The organism is Sanguibacteroides justesenii (assembly GCF_003204205.1).
Taxonomy (GTDB): Bacteria; Bacteroidota; Bacteroidia; order Bacteroidales; family Marinifilaceae; genus Gabonibacter; species Gabonibacter massiliensis.
In genome coordinates, this window is record NZ_QJPL01000003.1 from 401,200 (window position 1) to 426,154 (window position 24,955).

The following is a 24,955-nucleotide window of genomic DNA, read 5'->3' on the forward strand; positions in this document are numbered from 1 at the left end:
TATTGTATGAAGACAAAGATATTAAAAATGCATAATCTTAGCGTGAGTTTCGCTTTAAAATGTAATTTTGATTCTAAGAATAGCAAATAACGTAGTAAAAATGGGAAACATGAGAATTTTAGGTGCCTTTATGACTTTACTTATTTTAGGTGCGTGTAGCGATAGCGACGACAAAGAATTTGTGTTGAATCGGAATGATCTGACGGGTAAGAATTGGTATTATAACGGTTGGATAGGCAATAAGTTGGGTTACCGGACGAATGATGTACTGGAGGTGATTCGTTTTGATAATAACGGAAGTTTGATTGGTGTGGAATATAGCGGTTTGAAAGATACGATTGCCGGAAAATGGAGGGATTTGGAAAATAATGCTTTGAGGATAACAGACGATAGCGGAGAAGAGAAGACATGGAATGTATTGGGATGCGGGAAGGGAATATTGTCCTTGCATGACGGATGGGGAGCCCGCGAATACAACGAGGGACTTTCTTATTTGGAAAACTTGAGCGGAGATGCTTACTGGGTTAATCAATATTCGAGTGAGGAGGGAACCTGGAAAAGAACGCTGGAGTTTAAGATAAGCGGGAACGGTTCGATCCGGGAGGCCTATGCCATCGTGTCGGATGCGGAAGGAGGACAAATTCCTTTGGATAGAGGAAGTTATCTTGGAAGTTTGGTCTACCGGAAAAATATCGATTTCACCGGAAACTGCGATCGGGTAAGGTTTTATTGTAAGATCGGTTCCAAATGGAATGTGAAATTCGATGAAAGTTTGTATGATTCGAATGTTCCGGAGCACGCCTTTGATTTAAGGGCAGAGTGGAAGCCGACGGCTACTTCTACGGGCATAGACGTTACCTGGACTCCTGTTGAAGAGTCGAATATATATTATCAGGTTGAGGTGTTGGATAAAAATTCGGATGCTAATAATCCGTTTTTCAAAAGTGAAGTGCTGGCAGGAACGGGGGAGTTGAATATAACGGAAGCGACACAAGGAAAGGTAGAGAATCGATTGTCTTCTTTGGTAAAAGGAGAGGTGTATAAAATACGGTTGTCGGCTATCCTGTATGAGCCTGGAATCGGAAGATACGATAATAATGCCGATCGGAACATCCAGGCCATTAGCTATGTGACGAAAGCTTTTGTTTGGGGAGAATAAATGTTTTAATGGCTTGTGCTAATTTTTCCGGCTGTTCGCTATGGATCCAATGCCCGCAATCGGCTATTTGAATGAAGCGGGCAGCCGGAAATTGTTCATACAAGAAAGTCTTGTCCGTCGGAATAAGGTCGGAATGTTCTCCTTTGATGAAAAGGATCTCTCGAGTGTATTGCGACAGGGGGAGACGGGAAGGGCAGCCGCTGATTTCCTGAAAATGTTTTTGTATGGATTCATGATTGATTTTCCATTCGAATCCGTTTTTTGTTTTCCGGATATTCTTCAAAAACAATTGCTGAGATTGGGGTGTTTTGAAACGGGTTTCAATAGCGTTTTTTATCTCTTCTCTCGTTTGATACGAACGAAGGTTGAAGGCAGACATGAAATCGATGATTTTACTATGCCTTCCACCGTCGGAAGAAGTGTAGGCTATGGGAGCGATATCGACGACGACGGCTTTGCGGATAAGTTCCGGTTTTTTCATGAGTATGGCCATGACTATTTTCCCGCCCATGGAGTGTCCGGCGATGCAGGGGCGTACCGGTAATTGCAAGGATTCGATCAATTCTATGATATCGTCACTCATCACGTCGTAATTCATTTCGTTCGAGTGCGGCGATTGACCGTGATTACGAACGTCCGGTAGGATTACCCTGAACCTGTCCTCTAATAAACGGGCGATGGGAAGCCAATTTTCCGAGGCGCCCCATAAACCGTGAAGAATAATCAAAGGATCTCCCTGTCCGATTTCTCTATAAAATAGTTTCATGGTTTATTTTATCATTGCAAATTTAAAAGCTATTCGCAAAAAAGAAACTATTTCTCTTCAAATTCTTTTAATTCCTCGAGTGTTTTGTTGATTTGTCTCGGTTGTTTGCGATACCAGATCGATGCAAATATTTCCAGGATAATAGCACTTGGGTAGCACTTGGGGACGGGGTTAAAGTGCTATCAATTGCAGATTGACGATTGTAAATAAAAGGAATTGAAGGATTCTGTGATCAAGGGATTGAATTTCGATTTTATGAACTGCCCATGTTATAGATATTCAGAGATTAATTTACAATCTACAATTTAAAATTTACAATCGGGAGATTCAAATTAAATCACTAAATAAAAGAATCTTTAAATCTACTAATAAAGAAAGAGGTCGGAAAAATCTTCCGACCTCTTCTTCGCGAAAAAATTCTTATTTAGTCTTTTAATTTTGCTTTCAGGTATTCTCTGTTCAGACGGGCGATATGCTCGATAGAGATACTCTTGGGGCATTCGGATTCACAGGCCCCTGTATTGGTACAGTTTCCGAATCCGAGTTCGTCCATTTTGGCAACCATGGCTTTTGCCCGGCGTGCCGCTTCGATTTTACCTTGAGGCAATAATGCCAATTGTGAGACTTTAGCCGCAACGAAAAGCATGGCTGAAGAGTTTTTACAGGTTGCTGCACAAGCGCCGCATCCGATGCAGGCTGCCGCATCCATGGCTTCTTCTGCTTTTTCGTTAGCGATAGGAATCGCGTTACCATCAGGAACGCCTCCCGTGTTCACGGATACATATCCGCCTGCTTGCAAAATCTTCTCGTATGCTCCGCGGTCAACGATTAAGTCTTTGATTACGGGGAAAGCTCCGCAACGCCAAGGTTCGATCGTGATGGTCGCTCCGTCCTCGAAACGGCGCATATGCAATTGACAGGTAGTCACGTCATCGTCCGGTCCGTGAGCACGACCGTCGATAAACAGACTGCATGTTCCGCAAATACCTTCGCGGCAATCGTGGTCAAATGCAACCGGTTCTTTGTTCTCGCTTACAAGCTGTTCGTTGAGGATATCCAACATTTCAAGGAATGAAGTGCCGGTAGAGATATCATGGATTTTGTATGTTTCAAACCCGCCTTTGGATTTGGCATCTTTTTGACGCCAGATCTTCAGAGTTAGTTCTTTTAATATTTTATCTGCCATAACCAATTTTGTTTTAAATGCTGAATTGCAGGTAATTTATTCATGTCGATGCCTACAATTTGAATTGTCATTATTTATAAGAGCGTTGGGTTACTTCAATATTTTCGAATACAAGGGGTTCCTTGTGCAATTCGGGAGCTGTACCTTCTCCTTTATATTCCCACGCGGAAACATATTGGTAATGCTCGTCGTCCCGTTTTGCTTCGCCTTCTTCCGTAACAGATTCCAAACGGCAGTGTCCACCGCAAGATTCGTTACGATCCAAGGCATCGTGAGCCATCAGATCGGCGATCTCTAAGAAATCTGCTATACGTCCGGCTTTCTCCAACTCGTTGTTCATAGCGGTGAATTCTCCGGTGATACGAAGATCCTTGTAAAACTCTTCTTTTAGTTCGGCAATTAATTTTATTGCTTTTTGCAAACCTTCCGCATCACGGGCCATTCCGATATAGTCCCACATGATATGTCCTAATAGTTTGTGGAAATGATCCGGAGACTTACTTCCTTTTATATCGTATAGTTTGCGCAAACGGTCGGTTACCCGTTTTTCTGCTTCATCGAATTCCGGTGTATTGGTTTTAATTTTCGGTGTTTGAATATCTTTTGCCAGATAATCACCGATGGTATACGGCAGTACGAAATAACCGTCGGCCAAGCCTTGCATCAAGGCAGAAGCACCGAGGCGGTTGGCGCCGTGGTCAGAGAAGTTACATTCTCCAATGGCATACAAACCCGGAATGGTAGTCATCAGGTTGTAGTCTACCCAAAGACCTCCCATGGTGTAGTGGATAGCCGGGTAGATCATCATCGGGTTGTTGTAAGGATCGACAGCCGTGATCTTTTCGTACATCTGGAACAAGTTTCCGTAACGTTTTTCGATGGTCTCTTTTCCCAAACGGTCGATGGCGTATTTGAAATCCAGGAACACGGCTTTACCCGTGTTATTTACTCCGAATCCGGCATCGCATCTCTCTTTGGCGGCACGGGAGGCCACGTCGCGAGGAACTAAGTTTCCGAATGCCGGATAACGACGTTCCAAGTAAAAGTCGCGATCTTCATCGGGTATATCGTTCGGGTTTAGAGTTCCGGCCTGTAATTTCTTAGCATCTTCTATTTTTTTCGGAACCCAAACACGACCGTCATTACGTAATGACTCGGACATCAGCGTCAGTTTACTTTGTTGTTCTCCGTGTACCGGAATACAGGTCGGGTGAATTTGTACGAAACAAGGATTGGCGAAAAATGCACCTCGTTTGTAAGCTTGCCATGCGGCACTTCCGTTACATCCCATGGCGTTTGTCGAGAGGAAGAACACGTTACCGTAACCTCCGGTTGCCAGTACAACGGCGTGTGCGCCGAAACGCTCGATTCTACCGGTTACCAAGTCGCGTGCGATGACTCCTCTTGCTTTTCCCTCGATAAGAACTACGTCTAAAACTTCATGGCGGTTATATACTTTAATTTGTCCTTTTTCGATTTGGCGATTCATGGCTCCGTAACAGCCAAGCAATAATTGTTGTCCGGTTTGACCGCGGGCATAGAACGTACGGCTAACTAAAGCACCTCCGAATGAACGGTTTGCCAAAAGGCCGCCGTAATCACGTGCGAAAGGAACTCCTTGAGCCACGCATTGGTCGATGATGGCATTACTTACTTCTGCCAGACGATATACGTTAGCTTCACGGGCCCGATAGTCTCCTCCTTTAATGGTTTCGTAAAACAACCTATAAACGGAGTCGTTATCGTTCGTGTAGTTTTTTGCTGCATTAATACCACCTTGTGCGGCGATGGAGTGAGCCCGACGGGGGGAATCCTGATAACAGAAAGCGAGAACGTTATAGCCAAGTTCTGCAAGACTGGCAGCCGCAGATCCGCCGGCAAGTCCGGTACCTACGACAATAATATCTAATTTCCTTTTATTAGCAGGACTGACAACACCAATATGAGCTTTATGGTTCGACCATTTTTCTACTAACGGTCCTGCAGGTATTTTTGCGTCTAATTTTGTCATAACGAATAAGTTTTAATTTTGATTTTTAGATTCAGATTTCTCATAGGAACTTAGCGGTTATTAATTACCACCTAAACCCAAAATAAAATAGAGTGGGATAATACTGAATCCTGCGGCAATGATAATCGCGAAAATTTTAGCAAGACATTCCAATCGTTTTCTCCATATCTGGTTACAAAAACCGATGGATTGAAATGCCGACCAAAATCCGTGAGTGAGATGAAGACCTAAGAATACACCGCCTAAGATATAAATCAAACCGTAGATGATGCTGGATTTAAATAATCCTGCTACCAAAGCGTAAGTGTTTTCCATGGCCACTCCATCCACGTTGATTTCCGTTAAAAGAGGATCTCCTGCAAACTTAATTTTCCACCAGAAGTTCCAGAGGTGTACAACCAAAAAGATTAAAACCAGTCCTCCCAAGATGTACATATTTCTGGAAGACCAGGTACAGTTACCTGTTTGGTTCCGCAAATCGTACTTGACTGGACGTGCACTTCTGTTTTGGAGCGTTAAGATGGAGGCTAATACGATGTGAATGATAAATCCCAAAGCCAAAATCGGTTCGATGATTTTGATTAATGGATTGGTTGCCATGAAATGAGCTCCGATGTTAAATAACTCACCACTATTATCCACAATTAAAAGTAGATTTAGTGCCAAGTGAATGCACAAAAACGCAATAAGAAAAAGACCCGATAAACTCAGAATGATCTTTTTCCCGATCGACGATGTTAAGAAATTACTCATAATTAAGTCTATTTATTGATAACTATTTAAATTCTTTTGCGTCAACAAAAGTACCTTTTTTTCCGGCATATGGAACGGTTTCAGCTATTTTAAAATCATTCTAAATATAAAGAATTATTTCCGTAATTAAGGGGTGTAAAGGGGGGCTTGTGTCGGTGTTGATAATGCCTTGTAAAGAACTTCTTGGATTTTGGTACGGATGTTTTCTTGAATAAGTTTATCGTTGTATTCATTGGGGAACGTTCGGTTCGATAAAAATATGTATATCATTTTATTATCCGGATCGTTCCAGGCGATTGTACCTGTAAAACCGCTGTGTCCGTAACTGGACAGGGGAGCCGCCGCGCAAGCGGGGCTGGTTTTAGAGGCATCCTGTTCAGGTTTGTCAAAGCCTAATCCCCGGCGATTTAGTTTTGCGGGTAATTGGGTGCTTGTGAAAAGGGCTACGGTTGCCGAGTCGATGAAGCGTTCTCCCCCGTATTCGCCGTGATTCAGATACATTGCCATGATTTTGGCTAAGTCTCCGGTGTTCGTAAAAAGACCTGCATTTCCGGATATTCCGTTTAGTAGGGCTGCAATGGGATCGTGTACATATCCTTTCAGTAGAGATTTCCTAAAAACCAGATCTTCCGCCGAAGGTACGATGCGCTCCGGGTTGAGTGTCCGATAGGCTTGAAAAGCCGTGTTGTTTGCCCCGATGCGTTTAAATAGTTGTTCTTTACAAAAACGATCGAAAGAGGTCGATGTCTGTGATTCCGAAATATCTTTTAAAAGAACGAATCCGATATCGCTGTACGTGTATTTTTTTTGCGGCAATAATTCGCTATTCAGTAGGATCTCATGGATGGAATCCCTAAATTGTTTGTGAATATAGAAATGAGGAGATATTAGAGTGTAATCTTCTCGGGGTTCGTGGCAGAACGTACTGTCCCGGTAACTGAAATGCGGGTTCAGATAGAGGCGCTCTCGTAATTTCTGACAATTTTCTTTCGTTCTGCGCGGAGAGAACAAACGACCGGATAATTTTCCTTTATCTATGGCATGATAAAAAAAAGAAACGGCCGGTTTTAAGGCGGCCATATGCAGGAGAATTTCTCTAATTGTAATATTTGCCTTGTTCGTTTGTATGATTGGTGGATAGTAACGGGAAATCGGTGAATCCAACGCTATTTTTTTTTCATCGTAAAGCATCATTGCGGTAGGGAGTGTAGCCGCGATTTTTGTTACGGAGGCTATGTCGTAAATGTCGTTTGTCCGGTTCGGTTTTTTCTTTTGATAGGTATGATATCCGAAGGCTTTGTTATAGACTATATAGCCGTCTTTTGCCACAAGTACCTCGCAGCCGGGAGTTGCTTCTGCTTGTATGGCAGCCTGGCAGATGCTGTCGATGCGTTGTAATACAAAGCTATCCATTCCGCTTAAAACGGGGAGATGGTATCCTAATCGGATTTTGGGGGTCGTTAGGCCTGTTCCGGCAGGATAGCTGAGGTTGATACTGACCGGTAATTTCCCTTCTACGCGGATTCCCCCGAACAAGGCTTGAGCTGAAAATTCCTGTGCCGGGAGATCGTGGCTATAACTGATAAGTATTGCATCTACGGGGAGATAGCTGTATAGATCTACGCCGTAGGGTGTAGCCGGATGGCATAGAACGAGGCGTTTCCCTTTTAATTTTTTAATGATATTCGATAACTGTAACGAGGCTCCGAATTGCCGGGCCATGCTGTTGCGCGCGGCGCTATTGTATATGATAATGCAGTTATATGAAGCTAATTTTTTGAGTAGTTGTTGTATTTTTTCCGGAGAAGCTTCATTACTTATGGAAAAATGATCACACGGTGCATAGTTGGAAAGCATGTTCTCGAAGGCGGTCGCTTTTCTGTCGCCGAAGTTTAAGGAAGCCATACGCAACGTATCTAATTTTGTGAAGGGTAATAAAAGATCATTGTTTTTTATTAATGTAATTGCTTTAGCGTAAGCCGTTTGCAGGATTCCCGAATCTTGCGGCGTATTCAGGCGTTGGATAAGCCGGTTCGTATCGATCGGATAATAGGAAGGCATGACGTATTTTTCTTTCGCCAACAAGAGCTGTCTGCATCTTTCGTGGATGAGCTCTTCGCTTACTTTACCGTTTTTAATCGCTTCTTTTATTTTCTTGATTGAGGCGGCAATGTTTTCCGGAAACAGGAGAACATTATTGCCTGCCATCAGGGCTAACAAGTCTGCTTTACCCTTGGCTCTTCCGAGAGTTACCCCTTTCATATTCATCGCATCCGTGAAACACAATCCTTCAAAACGGAGTTGGTTTCTTAAAAGTTCCGTCACGATACGGGGGGACAAGGAGGCGGGAAGATTGGCGGTATCGTAGGCCGGGACGTTCAGGTGGGAAACCATTACTCCCGGAACTCCGGCCTCTATGAGCTCCTTAAAGGGATATAACTCGACAGAATCCAGACGCGTTGCAGGGAATTTTATTAACGGAAGGGCTAAGTGCGAATCGACATCCGTATCTCCATGTCCCGGGAAATGTTTGGCTACAGCCATGACGTTTTGAGAACTCAATCCTTGCATGTAAGCAATGGATTTTTGGCTTACATTTTTTTTCTTTTCTCCGAAAGAACGTATTCCGATAATCGGGTTTTTGGGATTGGTATTGATATCGACAACCGGGGCAAAATTGACATGAACTCCTAACAGGCGGCAGTCTTCACCGATCGATTGTCCGATACGATAGATAAGATCATTGTCGCGTATGGCTCCCAATAATGTTTGATTCGGAAATTCCATAGCCTGTTTTATTCTCCAGCCGAGACCGCTTTCAGCATCCATCCCTATTAATAGAGGGATGGGAGATAGTTGTTGAAGATGATTGGTCATAAGGGCTTGACGAACAGGGGAACCTTGAAAGAAAATGATTCCTCCGACATGATACCGGGTGATGGTTTCTTCTAATTCTTTTTCATAATCGGCATCTTTGTTACTGTAAGCGGCAATCATGAACAGTTGTCCGATTTTTTGGTCCAAAGTCATTGTCGAAAGGATGGAGTCTACTTTTCCGATGGTGTCTTGTCCCCAGATCGTATGAGAGATAAGCGAACAAATTACAAGATTCAGAAGAATTTTATACATAGAATATATACTTACCGATTATCGTTACCGGCAGGAACCTTTTTTCTGTTTTCCTGCATGAAACAAAAGTAGCAAAAAAGAAGAGGGTATAAACTTATTTTTACCCTCTTCTTTTTTAATGATTGTTAAAAACAATTATTTTAGCATTTCGGCTATTTTTGCTTTTAATTCGTTGCCTCTTAGGTTTTTGGCTACAATTTTATTATTTGCATCCAACAATACGGTATGAGGTATTGCCGTTACTCCGTATAATTGCGCTACGGCCGATTGCCACCCTTTCAGATCGGAACCTTGGTACCAGGTCAAACCGTCGTCTTTGATCGCTTTTTCCCAGTTCGCTTTGTCATTATCTAAAGATACACCGATGATCTCGAGACCTTTCGGATGGAACTCTTTGTAAAGAGCAACCACATGAGGATTTTCTTGCCGACAGGGTCCGCACCAGGATGCCCAGAAATCGATTAATTTAACTTTCCCTTTGATGTCGTATAAGGAAATGGTTCCCCCTTCCGGAGTGTCGAGTGTGAAATTCGGGGCTATTTGTCCTATGGCAACGCTCTCTTGGCGGGCAATGTGTTGGGCGATTTTTTGTCCGGGAATCGTTGCTTTGGCGTTTTCTCCCAGTAACGCGTATTTCCCTTTTAATGCCTCTAACTCCATTTCTCCCATCATGGCGGCAACCATATGTGCCGATACGTAGGAGTCGGGGTTTGCTTTGATCAAAGAATCTTCTTTTGCCATCGCCTTTTCAACCAATTGGTTGTATACGTTGGCAATAGAGTCAGCCTTGGCCTGGTCCTGAGCTTGTTGAGCTTGCATGTAGCTTTGATTCAGTACCTGTTGTTGCTTGTATATTCCTAATTGAATGTCGTTGAATTCATTGTTTAGTTTTTGGGCGGCTCCACCTTTTACACTGGTTTCCATGGGGTTCATCGGATTTATTTTTACCGTGAACTTTTCATTTTCCAGAAAAATGGGTAATCCGCCTCTTTGACCTTGCACCGTTATAAATGCGGCGGTTATCCCTTTGACGTTGCCTTTGAATGTGAAATTACCATTTTTGATGTCGGAAGAGGCTAATGTATCTACCTTTCCGTTGTCTACGTTTACCATATAGGCCTTACCCTCTTTCAGACCTTCTATGTTTCCGGTTACCGTATAACCGCTTTGGTTATTACATGCTACAAGTGCTAAACCTGCTGCTGCAAAAGTGAATAAAATTTTTCTCATGTTTTGGGTTTTTCAATATAAACTTTTTAATTACTAATTAATTTTGCTTTTCATGAACCATATCTCCTTGAAAGCAATATTAATTCTTACTTTAGCATATTTCTCCAGAATTAAATTGTCAGAACGGGTCCCTCTCATACCGAAATCGAAGGCAACGCCTAACATTAACTCCTGTGTCCGAAGTCGAACCGGAATCTGAGATCCGACCGTGATCCCATAAGTATTGATGGAATGATCGTTCAAATCTATATGGGACCTTGTAAAATACGTACCAGCCATATATTTGTTACGTTGCCACCAATAACGTCCGGTTGCATCCGGTTGGAAATATCCCCCTAATGCAGCTTTATGGTAATTTTTATACACTCTTTCTCCGCCAAATTCTTGATATTGAGACATGTTTTGAAACGTATAGTCTCCGGAAATCAACCATCGTTTTTTATATTCGTAAGTTGTACCGATAATCATTTTGAAAGGATAATGAATATTCCCGTCTTCCCATTTTTCGTCGTTGATAGGAGTTTGAGCTCCGGTTGCCATACTGATTTTATAGGCTTCAAATGTTTTTTTCCCATGGAAATTGGTTCCGAAATTGAAACTGGTTCCTAAGGTCAGATTTGAATTTTTGTTTAATTGTAACGGCAGTTGGGCTCCCATCGTGAATAGTGCATCGAAAACATTGGTTTGGGTTCGGGTTTTTAGATAATATCCACTACCGACAGGTAATATTTGTAAAGTCTGACGTTCTTCTAATTTACCGAATATCAGAGAGGAGTTTACTCCGATGGAGAGCTTTCCGAATTGATAAGCCAAACCGAGATAGGCTTCGTTTAAACCTCCTTCTCCCTCTATGTGTTGAAGAAAACGCATGCTCGGATCGCCGATTACTTCGTTGTTATACAAAATATCGTATCCGATATCGCTTTTTTCATTGAAACCGAAAGACATGAATAATTTTTTGTATAGTCTGAAAGCCATGTTTATAGAGGCATTTTGAGCGACTTGATATTTGGAATGTTCCTTGTTTGTTGAAATATCAACATATTCTCCGCTGACCCCCAATTGAAAATAGAAACGGAGCGTATCCAAAGCCGTATAAGAAGCCGGATTCATAAAGTTGATATTGTAATTGTCCCGCATGGCAACGGACACGCCGCCCATGGCCGTGTAAGGACCGTAATTATCGGGAAAAAGGCCTAAGCCGTATTTGGAATACGGAGTACCTGAATTGTTTTGACCGAATGCGCTGATTGAACAAAGGAATATGACGATACTAAAAACTATTTTTCTCATAAAATTCATATTTGATAACTGCTTTATCATTTATATTGTGTATAATAGAGCCGTAAAACCGGAACTTCTTCCAGTACTACACGATTAAATGAGCTGCTGATATTTCCTTCCATTAGGTTTATTTTATCTTGCGAACGCAACGTACCGGGTAATCCTAACAATAGATGGATGTTTTGATCGATAGGAGGAACTCCGCTTACCAGACTGTTATAGTAATCCGTGATGTCTATGGTATATTTCCGATCGTTTACGTTCGTCGAATTTTGGTATAAGTATCCATAAACCTGTTGTCCGCTTCCGTTCAACAGAATCCCTTTTAACCCGTTTTCCCGGTCAGACACGAACACTCCCAATTGTTTGGCATCCGGTACCTTGGAATAGACGTTGAAATAGGGTTTTAATTCTATTTCGGCCCTGACGATGGTGCGATAGGAATCGATATTTTTGATAAAAGGCAAATTGAGCTTCAGCATGTATCCGTTCAGTCCTTGGACTACCCCCAATCCGCCTTTTACATACTGCAAAGAGTCGGTTTGGGTTACATGGGCCAATTCTTGCGGAGGATCGTTTTTGTAATTGGTAAAATTGTAATAACTGCCGGATGACCCTATTGTCGGAATATCAAACCAGTATTTGGTCTCTCCGAAATGATAGTAACAACGTAAATACAGGTTGGCCGAAGTGGCGTCAATGGATATCAGGTTGCTGTTATCTTTATCGGGAACAATGGATAGGCCTTTGAAGTAGCGTAAGAAATCCAGTCCATTGCTAAAGACGGTATCTCTTGCCCGCATAAGGTCAAAGAGTTTTTTCCCCAATTCATCGTCTACTTTAAAATAAGCTCTCGACAGATACTCCTTTTGCGGATAAATTTTTAAAGTGGAGATAGGTTCGCTTGCCCGGGGAAGTGAATCCGTGTTATAGAAAAAAGGATTAAGGTAATCAAATTCAGGAAATTCTGTTAGCCTATATAGATAATAGGTCTGGTGTTGACTCGTATCTCCGGCAATGACTTGATTGTATTTGAAATGCAGGGTCAAGGAGTCGTAAACATATTCCCTCTCAAAATTCAGGTTTTTTTCATATCCCGTTTTAACCAGATGGAAATAAGGTGTCGCTGTCGTTCTGCCCGTGAAATCGTCTTTTATCGATCCCATGATCATGTAGGAAAGACTGGAAGTGGGAAAAGAGTCCAAACGTATGGTGGAAGTTTTGTCTATATTATATTTTCGCACTTCCACGTAGCCGGTATTCGGAATCAGATTTTCCCCGATGGTATTTAAATCATTGTCACAAGCATACAATACAATAAAGAAAAAGCCTATCAGAAAGAATATTCTCATGTTGTAGTTTTATTTTGAATTAACAGAATGCGAAGGTATAACTATTTTCTAAAAAACCGAAAGGAGCGATTGTATTTTATCGGAATAAAGTGTAAAAAAGAATAACAAGATATATTTCACCTGTTTTTTTATTGGATTTGTGGATAAAATGTGTAGTTTTGCCTATCCTTTTTGGGTAGAAAAGATAAAAGTATAATATAGAAAAGTTAGAAAATAACAATAAACAAATAGGTAAATAAATAAGTATGAGAACATTTAATTTTTTAGTTCTAGCTATTTTAGGTTTTTTCTTTGCATCCTGTGGATCAGATGACGACCATTTGGGTGACTGGGCAAAGGCTTCTCAGTTCGCGGGTTCCGATCGTTTGGGAGCTGTTTCTTTTGTAATTAACGATGTCGCATACGTGGGATTAGGATACGGTAATAATGATGCGGAGTATCAGGATTTTTGGAAATTCGATTACACGAGTGGTTCATGGACGAGGATTAACGATTTCCCGGGAGAGGCCCGTCATGCTGCCGTTGCTTTTGTTATCGGGAATAAAGCATATGTGGGTTCTGGTTACAGATCGAATACGAATACCACGACACTTAAATATTATGATGATTTTTGGGAGTTCGATCCGGTTGCTGACGGAGGAAAAGGAGCTTGGAGTCAAATAGATAATTTACCTGTTAAATGTCGCGATGCCGTTGCTTTTGCTAATGACAAATACGGTTATGTGGGTACGGGTCGTAATCGTGAAAATAATCAGGATCTCATCTACAAAGATTTTTATAAATTCGATCCGAAGGCCGGTGCCGGACAACAATGGAAGATTTTGGACGGGAAAAGTGGATTTATCGGAGATAAACGCTACGGTGCCTCTGCTTTCGTTGTAGGAGGTTATGCTTATGTTTGTTTAGGTACGGATGGTGCGGGTGTTTTGCGCGATATGAGTAAATTTGATTTCACAACGGAAACATGGACTCCGATGGGTGCTTTGACGAATAAGCCGGATGTAAAACAGGATAAGGATTATGATCGTATTCCTCGTGCTTATGCTATCACGTTTATTTCCGATAAGGGAAAAGACGGACAACCTTATGCTTATGTGGCTACGGGAATGGGAGGAACAGCTCCGAGAACTGTTTGGAGATACAATCATAACCGCGATCAATGGCATCAGATGGAAGACCTTTCTTATTATGCGGCTAATGTGACCATGGGTGTAGGGTTTGCCGTGGGCGGTTACGGATACTATACGACCGGCGGTAGTGGTACGGATGAATATGGCGTTCGTGTTTATGCTGCTACTTGGAAATTTATTCCCGATGTTAAGGAAGATAAGAGAAACGATTATTAATCGTAGGATTTTAATCATAAAGAAAAAGGGAGGCTTTGTGCTTCCCTTTTTTTTATTACCTTTAAGGCATGAAATAATAGACAACAGGAGCAGAAAAATGAAAAAGATTGTCTTCCTTATATTTTTTTGTTGGTGGGGATTGAGCCTATTTGCTCAATGGAATACGACAAATATGATGCGTATGGGGCAAAGTGCTATTTATTTTGACGATTACGTGAGTGCCATTGAAAATTTCAATAATATTATACGGGTAAAGCCTTATTTGTCCGAACCTTATTTTTTCCGGGGGTTGGCTAAGCTAAACCTGGAAGATTACGAAGGGGCCATTCAGGATTACACGAAGGCGATAGACCTGAATCCGAATTATTTTCATGCTTTTATGTACAGAGGTATAGCCTGGCATAACCTGAGAAGATACGAGCAGGCTCTGGAGGATTACAATACGGCTGTTTCTATAAATCCAGGAGATGCATACGTGTATGCCAATAGGGCCATAACAAAGGCTGATATGGGAGATTATAAAGGGGCGGAAAAAGATTATTCGAAAGCTTTGATTATTGACAATAAACTGTTGGCCGCTTATTTGAACCGGGCGATCATGCGGGATAAGCTCGAGGATGTGACCGGAGCCATCGCGGATTGTAATGCCGCGATCCGATTGAATATGTTTTCCGATGAAGCGTATGGGTTGAGGGGATATTTGAAATTTCAGCAGAAGAAATATCATGATGCCATAGAAGATTACAATCAGGCATTGAAGATAAATCCCCAAAATAAGAGAATATTGATGAGTCGGGCCTACGCTTGGTATGAAATGAAAAAATACAAAGAGACGTTGGATGATTATACCACCGTGATTCAGATCGATAGTACTTATGCCTACGCGTACTATAATCGGGCTTTGTTAAGGGCAGAGGTGGGGGATTACAACCGCGCTATTGAAGATTTCGATCAGGTGTTGAAGATGAATCCGGATAATATTCTGATCTATTTTAACCGGGGATTGTTGAAAATGGAGATAAAGGATTTAGACGGCGCTTATTATGACTTTACGGAGAGTATTTCGCTTTATCCCGATTTTGTAAAAGCTTATCAAGCTCGTTCCATGGTAAGTTCACGGAAACACGATTACGCGGAGGCCGAGAAGGATCAGTACAAGGCGGCAGAGATTTTGGATCGTTATAAAAAGATGAAAGACGGGGATCGGAATGCTTTGGTCGATACGACGGAGAATTTCAGAAGACTGATAGACATCAATTCCCGTACGGACAGGATAAAAGATGTCATCAACGGTCGTTTGCAGGATAAGGAGGTGATTATAAGATTGCAGGATGTATTTCTGGTACAATACCTGGATATAGATACCTTGAGGAAAGGTAAGGTCCAGTATTTCAATAAGCATATTATGACTTATAATCAGTCTCATAATTATAATCCGGCATTGACTATATCCGATAAAAAGTTTCATTTCCCGTCAGAATTTTTAGATAATCAGATACGAGTTTTGTCGGAGAGGATAGGACGGGATAAAGATGATATAGAAGCCCTTTTGTTAAGGGGAGGTTTTTACTTGGAACTCGGAAGATATACCGATGCGATAGAGGATTTCAAGGCGATTTTGGTACGAGATCCGAATCATTTGTTTGCCCGGTTAAATTTGGCCGGAGCCCGGATGAAGATGTATGATTACATCGAGTCCGTGGAAGAGAAAACCTCCCGGGTCGTAGGGGAGGATAAAAAGGTCGTGCGGGTTGTCGATTATTCCACGGTATTAGATGATTACAACAAATGTTTGGAGATCGATCCCGATTTCGTATTCGCGATGTTTAATATTGCTAACGTTTACGCGAAGAGCGGGAAAGTGGATGAGGCTATCGATTTGTATACCCAATTATTGGAAAAGGATAAAGATATTGCCGAAGCCTATTACAATAGAGGGTTGTTGTATATTTACAAGGGGAATAAAGCTCAGGCCAATGCTGATCTCAGTAAAGCGGGTGAATTGGGAATTACGGACTCTTACAATATTATTAAACGTTATTGTTCCGTGGAGCAGGATCGTTAATCAGAAATTTCGGATTCTCCATTCTTTAGGGTAATAATTGTTGATTCGGTTTCCTACTTCTTTTACCCATCCTAAGGGGGTAGAGAGGTAGGATATCAGGATCCATTCTCCTTGAGGAGCCTCGAACCGCAGCTCTTCTTTTTTCAGGTATCGAATCGCTGTCTGTAAATCTACCTCTTGTATCCGTATATTATTTTTCGCCAGAACGGGAGATAGGGCCAAGGCATGTGTCGGTTTGTTTTTTCCTTTTATGACTTCGCCTAATTCGCACCCTTTGTACAATAGGTCGACTTTAGAGGATAATTGTTGAATAAAATCCGCATGTTCCCGGGGGATAATCCCTATCGTGTCTCCTTTCTGATAGGCATAGTAAAGATCGGGATTCCGCAGGTAGATGTTGAATTCTTTGGGCAGGCCGATCTCTTTGTTTTTATTGTTCCGTTTTTCTTTTTTGATTTGGAAGCTTTCCCCGTTGTTTTTTTGCATTACGCCTATAAAAAATCCTTCTCCTCGCGTGTGATGGGGATAAAAACGATAGCCGTGGGCAGAAGATTTTGCTTTCGTGATCTTTTCGAAGGGATGTCGTATCTCGATGGAGGTGGCATCGTAATGGGTTAAAAGCCATTCTAATATTTTCTCATTTTCTCCCGGATTATAGGTACATGTGCTGTAAATCAGATATCCCCCGGGTGCTAAGGCGTTCCAGATGTCCGATAGAATCCGTTTTTGCCTTTCTTCGCATAGACGTAAGTTGTTTTCGCTCCACTCTTCGATGGCTTTAGGGTCTTTCCGAAACATACCTTCGCCCGAACAGGGGGCATCTACCAGAATAAGATCGAAGGCTCCGGTGAAAGAGGAAAATTGTTGCGGATCGCTTTGGGTAATAACCGTATGGTCGTTACCCCATTTGATCATGTTTTCTTTTAGGATTACGGCTCTGGATTTAATGACTTCATTTGAAACCAATAAGGAACCCTGGGGAAGTTTTGCGGCTAACAGGGTGGATTTTCCTCCGGGGGCGGCACATAAATCCAAAACCCTCAATGGGATATGGCCCGTAATTTGTTGAAGGACTGTTTGGAGAAACATGGAAGAGGCTTCTTGCACGTAATAAACTCCCCCGTGTAAAAACGGGTCTAAAGTAAACAGGGGTCTCTCTTTCAGGTAAAATGCATTGTTACACCAGGGAACCGGGGTGTCGATCAGGTTTTGGAAGGGGGGCAGGGGCGTTTGTTTGTGAGGATTCAATCGAATGGAAACAGGAGACGCGTTATTTAATGCTTCGAAAAAATCCGACGCTTCTTGTCCGAGAATTTGACTCATGCGTTCGCTGAAAAGAGTTGGTAATTGCATCATACAAGTGTAGATTAAACAGACAAAATTAATGAATTATTTGTGATATGTTTTACCTTTGCCGTATTGCTGATGATAAATTTAAATGAAAAATAGATGATAAGAGTTCGGGAGAATTATAATTTGAAAGCGCACAATACGTTTAGCATGGATGCGACCTGTAAGTATTTCGTGGAAAGTGATCGGGAAAAAGAGCTTTCAGAGTTTGTAACGGATTACGAGTTGAACCCGGAAGAAATTATCATTTTAGGCGGCGGAAGTAATTTTTTGTTTACGACGGATTTTCCGGGAGTTGTTTTTTATCCGCTAATGGAGGGATATACTATACTGCGGGAAGATGAACATGAGGTAATCGTTCAGGTCGGAAGCGGTGTCGTGTGGGATGATTTTGTGGCTTGGACGGTTGAACGCGGGTATTACGGGATAGAAAATTTGTCGTTGATTCCCGGGCATGTCGGGGCTACTCCGGTTCAGAATATAGGGGCTTATGGAGTCGAGGTGAAAGAGGTTATATCTGGGGTACGGGCAATTGACCTGCAGACGGGGAAGGTTGTTGGCTTCCATGCCGATCAATGTCGTTTCGGATACCGGGATTCCATTTTTAAACATGAATGGAAAAATCGGTTTATCATTACGTATGTTACTTTTTGTCTCTCCAAGCGACCTCGTTTTAATTTGAATTACGGGAGCATCCGGGAGGAGGTCGATCGATTGGGCGGGGTATCGTTAGCAAATGTACGACAGGCTGTGATACGCGTTCGTAATACTAAATTACCCGATGTGAAGGTATGGCCCAACGCGGGAAGTTTTTTTAAAAATCCCGTGGTGCCTAAGGAACTGTCGGATACTCTTTCGAAAAGTTACCCGCAACTTCCCTTGTATCCCGTGGATGAAGAGTGGGTAAAGGTGGCTGCAGGCTGGCTGATTGAGGCTGCCGGATGGAAAGGGAAGGGTATCGGAAACGCCGGGGTTCATGATAAGCAAGCGTTGGTATTGATAAATAAAGGAGAGGCCAATGGAGTTGAAGTGGCCCATTTGGCTAACGAGATAAAAAAATCAGTTTTTTTGAAATTTGGTATTTGGTTAGAACCGGAGGTCAATATAATCTGAGATCCTGAACATGTGTATCTGATTTGTAATTAGTAAACCAAAGTTATATAAAATGTTGAAGCATACTGACGAGATAAAGATTTGCACGCATTACACCGATTTGAGGGAGAGGCTTTTCGTGAAAACGTTATGTGATTTGTTTAATGATATTGCTAACGAGCAGACGTTGTTGTTGAAATTTGACGTGGGGACTCTGAATGCTCGGGGGTTGACCTGGATGTTACATAAATTGCATATAGTGGTGTCGCGTATGCCGCAGAAAGATGATACCGTTATTTTGGAGACTTGGCCTTCCGGAATCGATCGTCTGTTTGCTCTTCGGGATTTTCAAATGATGACGACGGAAGGTGAGGTCTTGTTAAGGGCGACCTCGGAATGGATGGTTATCGATCTGGCTCGCCGTCGTCCCGTGCGTTTGCCGGAAGTGGTAATTGAAGCGGCTAGATCTTGTGAAGGCCTTGAAAGAAAACTTGGTTTTGATTTGAACACCAAAGAAGTTCCTTTCGAGTACGAATCGGGACGCCATTTCGTGGCTACTTATGATAACATTGACTTTAATAAGCATGTGACGCAGGCTACTTATGTCGGATGGGTGACCAATTCGTTGCCTTTTGATTTTTTGAAAAATCACGAATTAAGAGAGTTAGAGATCGTGTACGAGCATGAGATTATGCCTGATAGTGAGATATATTCTTGCCAACAACGGGTTGCGGAGAAGGAAGGCGAAACCGTTATTTTTCACCGGGTGATGAATGAAACTCGTGAAAAGACGCATTGTGTGGCAAAAACCGTTTGGTGCGAGGTGAAGTAAGATATAAGGTATATTTTGGGGTTCGGCTCGGATTCTCGCGTATTTTTTGGGGGATATCTTTCTTTTTTTTGGAGAAAAAAAATATCTTTGCAGCGTTAAATGCCCAAGTGGTGAAATTGGTATACACGCTACTTTGAGGTGGTAGTGGCCGTTCGGCTGTGCAAGTTCGAGTCTTGTCTTGGGCACAAATCCTGCTAATGTGATGATTGGCAGGATTTTTATTTTGGATGGGAAGGTTTTGGATTATGGGCGATTTGCTTTACTTTTGCATTCATACCGGAGAATGAAAAGGATATGCGCTTTGTTGTCGGTCGATGTTTTAATTTTGGGGAGGTATATTATCGGTAAGCGGCGTAACCTGTGTTTGGATTACCGTAGAAGTAAAGCGGGGAGTAATAACGAATAAAGTTTATGGAAGAACAGTTGGAATCTCTTTTTAAATCGTACGCGGGACATGCGGTAAAGAGCATGGAGGCCTTGCCTTTATCCGGTTCTGCAAGAAAATATTATCGTATGAAAGACGAGAGGTTTTCCTGTATCGGCGTGTATCATGAAAACTTGAGGGAAAACCGGTTGTTCGTTGAATTTTCCCGGAATTTTAAAGAAAAGGGATTGCATGTACCTGAAATATATCGGGTGTCGGAAGACGGAAAGTTCTATTTACAGGAAGATCTCGGAACGGATATGCTGTTGGATATCGTGGAGCGGGAACGGAAGGAAAAGGGATTGAGCGAACACACGATGGAATTGTATAGAAAGTCCTTGTCTGAATTATTGCGTTTTCAGTGGATAGGGGGGAGAGGATTGGATTATTCGGCTTGTTTACCTCGTCCTGTTTTTGATGAGCGTTGTATTCGTTGGGATTTGAATTATTTTAAATATTGCTTTTTACGGTTGGCCGGAGTGGAAGCGGACGAGGAGAAATTGGAGAATGATTTTGACCGGTTGACAAAGCATTTGGCGGTAGTGGCAGCCGATTGTTTTATGTTCCGGGATTTCCAGTCACGAAATATCATGGTGTCGGATGATGATGTTTATTTTATCGATTACCAGGGTGGACGTCAGGGAGCATTGCATTATGATGTGGCTTCTTTATTGTATGATGCCGTGGTGAAGATGCCGGAAGAGCAAAAAAATGAATTGCTGGATTATTATATCCGGCGATTGTCTACTTATAGTAAAGAGCGGGCGAAGATATTTCGTAAGGCTTATTATCATTTCGTGTTGATACGTCTTTTGCAGGCTATGGGGGCTTTCGGTTTGAGGGGTATACACGAAAGGAAACAACATTTTATCGATTCTATTATTCCCGGATTACGGGAAATTGTGGAGTTGTGCGGTTCAGGAAAACTGGAAAAAGAATATCCTGAAATTCTACGGGTCGTAGAGAGCGCTTTAAAAAATACTTCGTACCTTTGCACGCCGAAAGAGAATGAATAACTATTAAATAAAGTGTAAAATGAATAGTGTAGCTGAGCAGGTAGCTTCTCATTTATTGCAGATAAAAGCTATTAAATTGCAACCTTCTGACCCTTTTACCTGGGCTTCCGGCTGGAAATCGCCGATTTACTGTGATAACCGTAAGACTTTATCTTTTCCGGCAGTTCGTACCTATATCAGGGATCAGTTCGTCGAATTAATTCGGAGTAAATATCCTCAAGTGGAGGTCATTGCCGGTGTCGCTACCGGAGCGATAGCACAAGGAGCATTAGTTGCTCAGGAGTTAGGCTTACCGTTTGTGTATGTCAGGTCTTCGGCTAAAAATCATGGATTGGAGAATTTGATTGAAGGGGACTGTAAGCCCGGACAGAAGGTAGTAGTGGTTGAGGACTTGATTTCAACAGGCGGCTCCAGCTTGCAAGCCGTGGAAGCTTTACGGAACGCTGGTTGTAACGTGCTGGGATTGACGGCTATTTTTACGTACGGTTTTCAGAAAGCGGAAGATAATTTTGCTGCTGCTCATTGTGCTTTGGATACGTTGAGTAATTATGGGGCGATGATCGATTTAGCCGTGAGAACGGGTTATGTTCATTCGAATGAGGTTGAAAAATTGAAAGAGTGGAGATTGAGTCCTGAAACCTATAAATAAATATTGTTTATGTCTACGAAGGTTGTAAGCGATGTTCAGAGAATTGAATGTACAATAGATAGGGTTTATAATTTTCTTTCCGACTTCAATCGGATAGGGACCATTATTAATATGGCCCGCCAGATGGGAGGGGAACAGATGGCTTCTATTTCGGATAAAATTGAAGATATTCGTACGACGGAGGATAGTTGTTCTTTCATAATCAAAGGTGTGGGGGAGATGGGAATGAAAATAGTGGAGCGGGAAGAGCCTAAACTCATAAAATTGGGAGGAGACGGACGTGTTCCTTTTGATTTTAGTATGTGGATTCAATTGTTGGAGAATGGACCTTACGACACCCGTATGCGGATCACTTTTGAGGCGGATTTGAATGTCGTGATGAAAATGATGCTGAAAGGAAAGCTGGAAAAAGGAATAAATCAACTGGCTGAAGGTTTGGCTAAAATACCATATGGATTATTACCATAAAAAAAGAGGCTTAAGCCTCTTTTTTTATTTTGATAAATCGTCGAAATCAATGTCATCGAAATCATTGCTTCTGTCTTGATGAGATTCCGGCAACTCGCCGTTCAGAGCCGCTTTGATATATGCTACAGCCTCATCCAGGCCTTCTGCAAATTTTTCAAAATCCTCTTTGTACAAGAAAATTTTATGTTTCTCGTAGTTTTGATTACCTTCTTTGTCAAATTTTTTCTTACTCTCGGTAATCGTTAAATAATAATCATTATTACGAGTAGCTTTTACATCGAAAAAATAGGTCCTTTTCCCTGCTCTCACTGGTTTTGAATAGATCTCTTCCCGATCATTCATTTCCATACCTTCATTTTTTTCGTATCCTTCCATGTTAAATTAAAGTTTAAATTTGAGTTTTCGTTTCAAATGTAGGAAAAAACAACATAAGAACATCTTTTTTTTTCAATATTTTTTATTTTGACAATCAGTAAGTTGTGTAAAATGAGCTGGTGCATGTGCTGGAAAGGTCAGTATTCAAGCTTAAAATGAAGGATTTGAACGTAACTTTTTCTTCGTTTTTTCGTAAAAAAATAATTTTGAAATTCGGTATTGGGAGGAAGAGCAACCGATTATATTGTTCTAAAAGGAATAAAAATATATCTTTGTCATTCGTAAACATTGAAAATTTTTAACGATGGAAACAGTAGTAAGCGGAATTAGACCTACGGGTAATTTGCATTTAGGAAACTATTTCGGTGCGGTAAAGAGTTTTATTCAGATGCAGAATGAATATAATTGTTTCTTTTTTATTGCCGATTGGCATTCGTTGACTACGCATCCTCGTCCGGACGATATCATGGGAAGTGTCCGAAAGATTTTAGCCGAATACTTAGCTTGTGGCATAGATCCGGAAAAATCGGCGATCTATGTTCAGAGTGACGTGAAGGAGATTTTGGAACTATACCTTTTCCTGAATATGAATGCTTATTTGGGTGAATTGGAGCGTACGACAACATTTAAGGAAAAAGCCCGGAAACAGCCTGATAACGTAAATGCCGGATTATTGACGTATCCGACGCTTATGGCCGCTGATATTATTATTCATAAAGCACATAAAGTACCGGTTGGTAAAGATCAGGAGCAGAATATGGAGATGGCTCGTAAATTTGCCCGGAGATTCAATACGATGTATGGCCGGGAGTTTTTTCCGGAACCGGCTTCATTTACCTTTTCCAAGGAAGCGGTGAAGATTCCCGGTTTGGATGGTTCAGGGAAAATGGGTAAATCCGAGGGTAACGCCATATACTTGATCGATGATGCCGCTACAATTCGTAAAAAAGTGATGAAAGCGGTAACCGATAGCGGGCCGACTGAACCTAATAGCATAAAGCCTGAGGTGATACAAAATTTATTTACTTTAATGGAAGTGGTTTCCGACAAAGATACTTATGCTTATTTCAATGATAAGTATAATGCTTGCGAGATTCGTTACGGGGATATGAAAAAGCAGTTAGCCGAGGATATTATTCAATTTTGTACCCCCATCCGAGAGCGGATTCTGGAATACTCGGCCGATCCGGTTTATTTGGATAAGATTGCGGCTATGGGAGCTGAAAAAGCAAGAACGAGTGCGGAGAAGACGATAAAGGAAGTTCGGGAAATCATCGGATTCCGTCCTTAAGGGTATTTTAATTCAGGTTTATTATGTACGAATATATTAAAGGAATACTGATAGAGGCTACTCCTGCCTATGTGGTTGTCGAATGTGGAGGAATCGGATATAATATTCATGTATCGTTGAATACTTATTCTAAGATCGCTTCGGAACGAGAGGTTTTGCTTTATATTCATCAAGTTATACGGGAAGATGTACATCTGTTTTATGGTTTTTTCACCAAAGAGGAGCGGAGTTTGTTTCGTTCTTTGATATCAGTTTCGGGGATTGGGGCGAATACGGCAAATGTCATGTTGAGCTCTATGAGTGTGGAAGAGATTACCGGGGCTATCGTAACCGAAAATGTAAATGCGATTAAGAGTGTGAAGGGAATAGGTATAAAAACGGCTCAAAGGGTAATTATCGAGTTAAAGGATAAAGTGGGTAAGGAGGGTGTGGTATTGGAAAATATGGGAGTATTGTCCAATACGATGAAAGAGGAGGCTTTAGCGGCTTTGGTGATGCTCGGTTTTGCACGTGCGCAGGTGGTAAAGACGTTGGATAAAATATGTGCTACCGGAAGTGTGAGCAGTGTGGAGGAGTTGATCAAATTAGCTTTAAAACAATTGTGAAAACCGGGGATAAGAAGATGACGGGAGCGGGAGATTTAGTGGTTAGACGATTTCGTGATTTGAGAATTTGCAATTTACTGTTGTTGTTTTTGCCCGAAAGTCGTTGAGAGATAGACGGAATAGTGATTTCGTTATTTTTTTGAAAAAATAAGGCGTAAAAATTTGGAAAGGGATAGATTCATTTTTTATCTTTGCACCCGCTTTCGAGAGAGAAAGAGTTCATGACGTTAGAAAGGAATGGTGGGAGGTGGAGTAGTCGTGAGAAGGTGAATGGTGGATGATTTTTCCGGCGGGGGAGAGTATGGAGAGTTGAAAAAAAACTTTTAAAAAAGTGGAGGAAAAATTTGGAAGTTGAAAATTAAGCCCTACTTTTGCACCCGCTTTCCGCGGGAAGATCGAGGGGAAGGGAGCTAAATAAGCAGACGAGTTCTTAAAGATATTGAAGTGACAAAAAGCGAGCGGCGCTTTTGATGACACGCGTTGTCATTAGCGCGAGAATTAAACCGGGACAGGAAGAACAAAAAAAGTAAAGATTTTTTATCATGAAGAGTTTGATCCTGGCTCAGGATGAA

General features: G+C 41.8%; 21 protein-coding genes and 1 tRNA gene. 12 read left to right on the forward strand and 10 right to left on the reverse strand.

What is annotated here, in order from left to right; translation table 11 throughout:
• The first annotated feature begins 109 nt into the window (after nt 1-109).
• Nucleotides 110-1,159, forward strand: coding sequence for a hypothetical protein (locus DMB45_RS06985; RefSeq protein ID WP_146216425.1), 1,050 nt, complete (start codon nt 110-112; stop codon nt 1,157-1,159).
• Here the strand turns inward: DMB45_RS06985 and DMB45_RS06990 are convergent.
• The 8 genes from DMB45_RS06990 to DMB45_RS07025 all read right to left on the reverse strand — a co-directional run bounded on the left by DMB45_RS06990 (nt 1,122) and on the right by DMB45_RS07025 (nt 12,870).
• Complete coding sequence (locus DMB45_RS06990; RefSeq protein ID WP_110688599.1) at nt 1,122-1,925, reverse strand: alpha/beta fold hydrolase; 804 nt, start codon at nt 1,923-1,925, stop codon at nt 1,122-1,124. The genes DMB45_RS06985 and DMB45_RS06990 overlap by 38 nt on opposite strands.
• 424 nt (nt 1,926-2,349) lie before the next feature.
• The gene (locus DMB45_RS06995) at nt 2,350-3,111 is read right to left on the reverse strand and encodes a succinate dehydrogenase/fumarate reductase iron-sulfur subunit (RefSeq protein WP_041502929.1); all 762 of its coding nucleotides are present in this window, start codon (nt 3,109-3,111) and stop codon (nt 2,350-2,352) included.
• 70 nt (nt 3,112-3,181) lie between these two features.
• Complete coding sequence (locus tag DMB45_RS07000; RefSeq protein ID WP_041502930.1) at nt 3,182-5,122, reverse strand: fumarate reductase/succinate dehydrogenase flavoprotein subunit; 1,941 nt, start codon at nt 5,120-5,122, stop codon at nt 3,182-3,184.
• Between the two features lie 60 nt (nt 5,123-5,182).
• Nucleotides 5,183-5,875 carry a succinate dehydrogenase cytochrome b subunit gene (locus tag DMB45_RS07005; RefSeq protein WP_041504683.1) on the reverse strand — a complete coding sequence of 231 codons (693 nt, stop codon included), beginning with the start codon at nt 5,873-5,875 and terminating at the stop codon, nt 5,183-5,185.
• A 126-nt stretch (nt 5,876-6,001) separates the two neighbouring features.
• Nucleotides 6,002-9,004: a glycoside hydrolase family 3 N-terminal domain-containing protein gene (locus DMB45_RS07010; protein WP_052649337.1), complete on the reverse strand. Its 3,003-nt coding sequence runs from the start codon at nt 9,002-9,004 to the stop codon at nt 6,002-6,004.
• Between the two features lie 135 nt (nt 9,005-9,139).
• Nucleotides 9,140-10,234, reverse strand: coding sequence for a TlpA disulfide reductase family protein (locus tag DMB45_RS07015; RefSeq protein WP_041502932.1), 1,095 nt, complete (start codon nt 10,232-10,234; stop codon nt 9,140-9,142).
• A gap of 33 nt (nt 10,235-10,267) precedes the next feature.
• Complete coding sequence (locus tag DMB45_RS07020; protein WP_052634501.1) at nt 10,268-11,527, reverse strand: hypothetical protein; 1,260 nt, start codon at nt 11,525-11,527, stop codon at nt 10,268-10,270.
• Nucleotides 11,528-11,553: 26 nt separating this feature from the next.
• Nucleotides 11,554-12,870: a DUF4270 family protein gene (locus DMB45_RS07025; RefSeq protein WP_041502933.1), complete on the reverse strand. Its 1,317-nt coding sequence runs from the start codon at nt 12,868-12,870 to the stop codon at nt 11,554-11,556.
• A gap of 245 nt (nt 12,871-13,115) precedes the next feature.
• On the opposite strand from DMB45_RS07025, the gene DMB45_RS07030 reads away from it, so the two are divergent.
• Nucleotides 13,116-14,216 (forward strand): Kelch repeat-containing protein, encoded by a 1,101-nt coding sequence (locus tag DMB45_RS07030; RefSeq protein WP_052634489.1) that lies wholly within the window; start codon nt 13,116-13,118, stop codon nt 14,214-14,216.
• Nucleotides 14,217-14,313: 97 nt separating this feature from the next.
• The gene (locus DMB45_RS07035) at nt 14,314-16,281 is read left to right on the forward strand and encodes a tetratricopeptide repeat protein (protein WP_041502978.1); all 1,968 of its coding nucleotides are present in this window, start codon (nt 14,314-14,316) and stop codon (nt 16,279-16,281) included.
• On the opposite strand, the gene DMB45_RS07040 is transcribed toward DMB45_RS07035, so the two are convergent.
• Entirely contained in the window at nt 16,282-17,637 is a 1,356-nt protein-coding gene (locus tag DMB45_RS07040) for a methyltransferase RsmF C-terminal domain-like protein (RefSeq protein WP_052634491.1), read from the reverse strand. It abuts the gene before it with no gap.
• 96 nt (nt 17,638-17,733) lie between these two features.
• Here DMB45_RS07040 and murB point away from each other — a divergent pair, with 96 nt between their 5' ends.
• The 7 genes from murB (at nt 17,734) to DMB45_RS07075 (ending at nt 22,112) form a co-directional block, all read left to right on the forward strand.
• Complete coding sequence (murB, locus tag DMB45_RS07045; protein ID WP_041502980.1) at nt 17,734-18,744, forward strand: UDP-N-acetylmuramate dehydrogenase; 1,011 nt, start codon at nt 17,734-17,736, stop codon at nt 18,742-18,744.
• 52 nt (nt 18,745-18,796) lie between these two features.
• On the forward strand, nt 18,797-19,555 hold the full coding sequence (locus DMB45_RS07050) for an acyl-[acyl-carrier-protein] thioesterase (protein WP_041502934.1): 759 nt from the start codon (nt 18,797-18,799) through the stop codon (nt 19,553-19,555).
• A gap of 101 nt (nt 19,556-19,656) precedes the next feature.
• Nucleotides 19,657-19,740, forward strand: a tRNA-Leu gene (locus tag DMB45_RS07055).
• A gap of 17 nt (nt 19,741-19,757) precedes the next feature.
• Entirely contained in the window at nt 19,758-19,961 is a 204-nt protein-coding gene (locus tag DMB45_RS07060) for a hypothetical protein (RefSeq protein ID WP_041504684.1), read from the forward strand.
• A 5-nt stretch (nt 19,962-19,966) separates the two neighbouring features.
• Nucleotides 19,967-20,995, forward strand: coding sequence for an aminoglycoside phosphotransferase family protein (locus tag DMB45_RS07065; RefSeq protein WP_052634493.1), 1,029 nt, complete (start codon nt 19,967-19,969; stop codon nt 20,993-20,995).
• A gap of 19 nt (nt 20,996-21,014) precedes the next feature.
• Complete coding sequence (gene pyrE / locus DMB45_RS07070; protein ID WP_041502935.1) at nt 21,015-21,644, forward strand: orotate phosphoribosyltransferase; 630 nt, start codon at nt 21,015-21,017, stop codon at nt 21,642-21,644.
• Nucleotides 21,645-21,653: 9 nt separating this feature from the next.
• Complete coding sequence (locus DMB45_RS07075) at nt 21,654-22,112, forward strand: SRPBCC family protein (protein ID WP_041502936.1); 459 nt, start codon at nt 21,654-21,656, stop codon at nt 22,110-22,112.
• Between the two features lie 24 nt (nt 22,113-22,136).
• On the opposite strand, the gene DMB45_RS07080 is transcribed toward DMB45_RS07075, so the two are convergent.
• Nucleotides 22,137-22,487: a DUF3276 family protein gene (locus DMB45_RS07080; protein ID WP_041502937.1), complete on the reverse strand. Its 351-nt coding sequence runs from the start codon at nt 22,485-22,487 to the stop codon at nt 22,137-22,139.
• 304 nt (nt 22,488-22,791) lie between these two features.
• Here DMB45_RS07080 and trpS point away from each other — a divergent pair, with 304 nt between their 5' ends.
• Nucleotides 22,792-23,778 carry a tryptophan--tRNA ligase gene (gene trpS, locus DMB45_RS07085; protein WP_041502938.1) on the forward strand — a complete coding sequence of 329 codons (987 nt, stop codon included), beginning with the start codon at nt 22,792-22,794 and terminating at the stop codon, nt 23,776-23,778.
• Between the two features lie 23 nt (nt 23,779-23,801).
• On the forward strand, nt 23,802-24,383 hold the full coding sequence (gene ruvA / locus DMB45_RS07090) for a Holliday junction branch migration protein RuvA (protein ID WP_041502939.1): 582 nt from the start codon (nt 23,802-23,804) through the stop codon (nt 24,381-24,383).
• Nucleotides 24,384-24,955 lie beyond the last annotated feature (572 nt).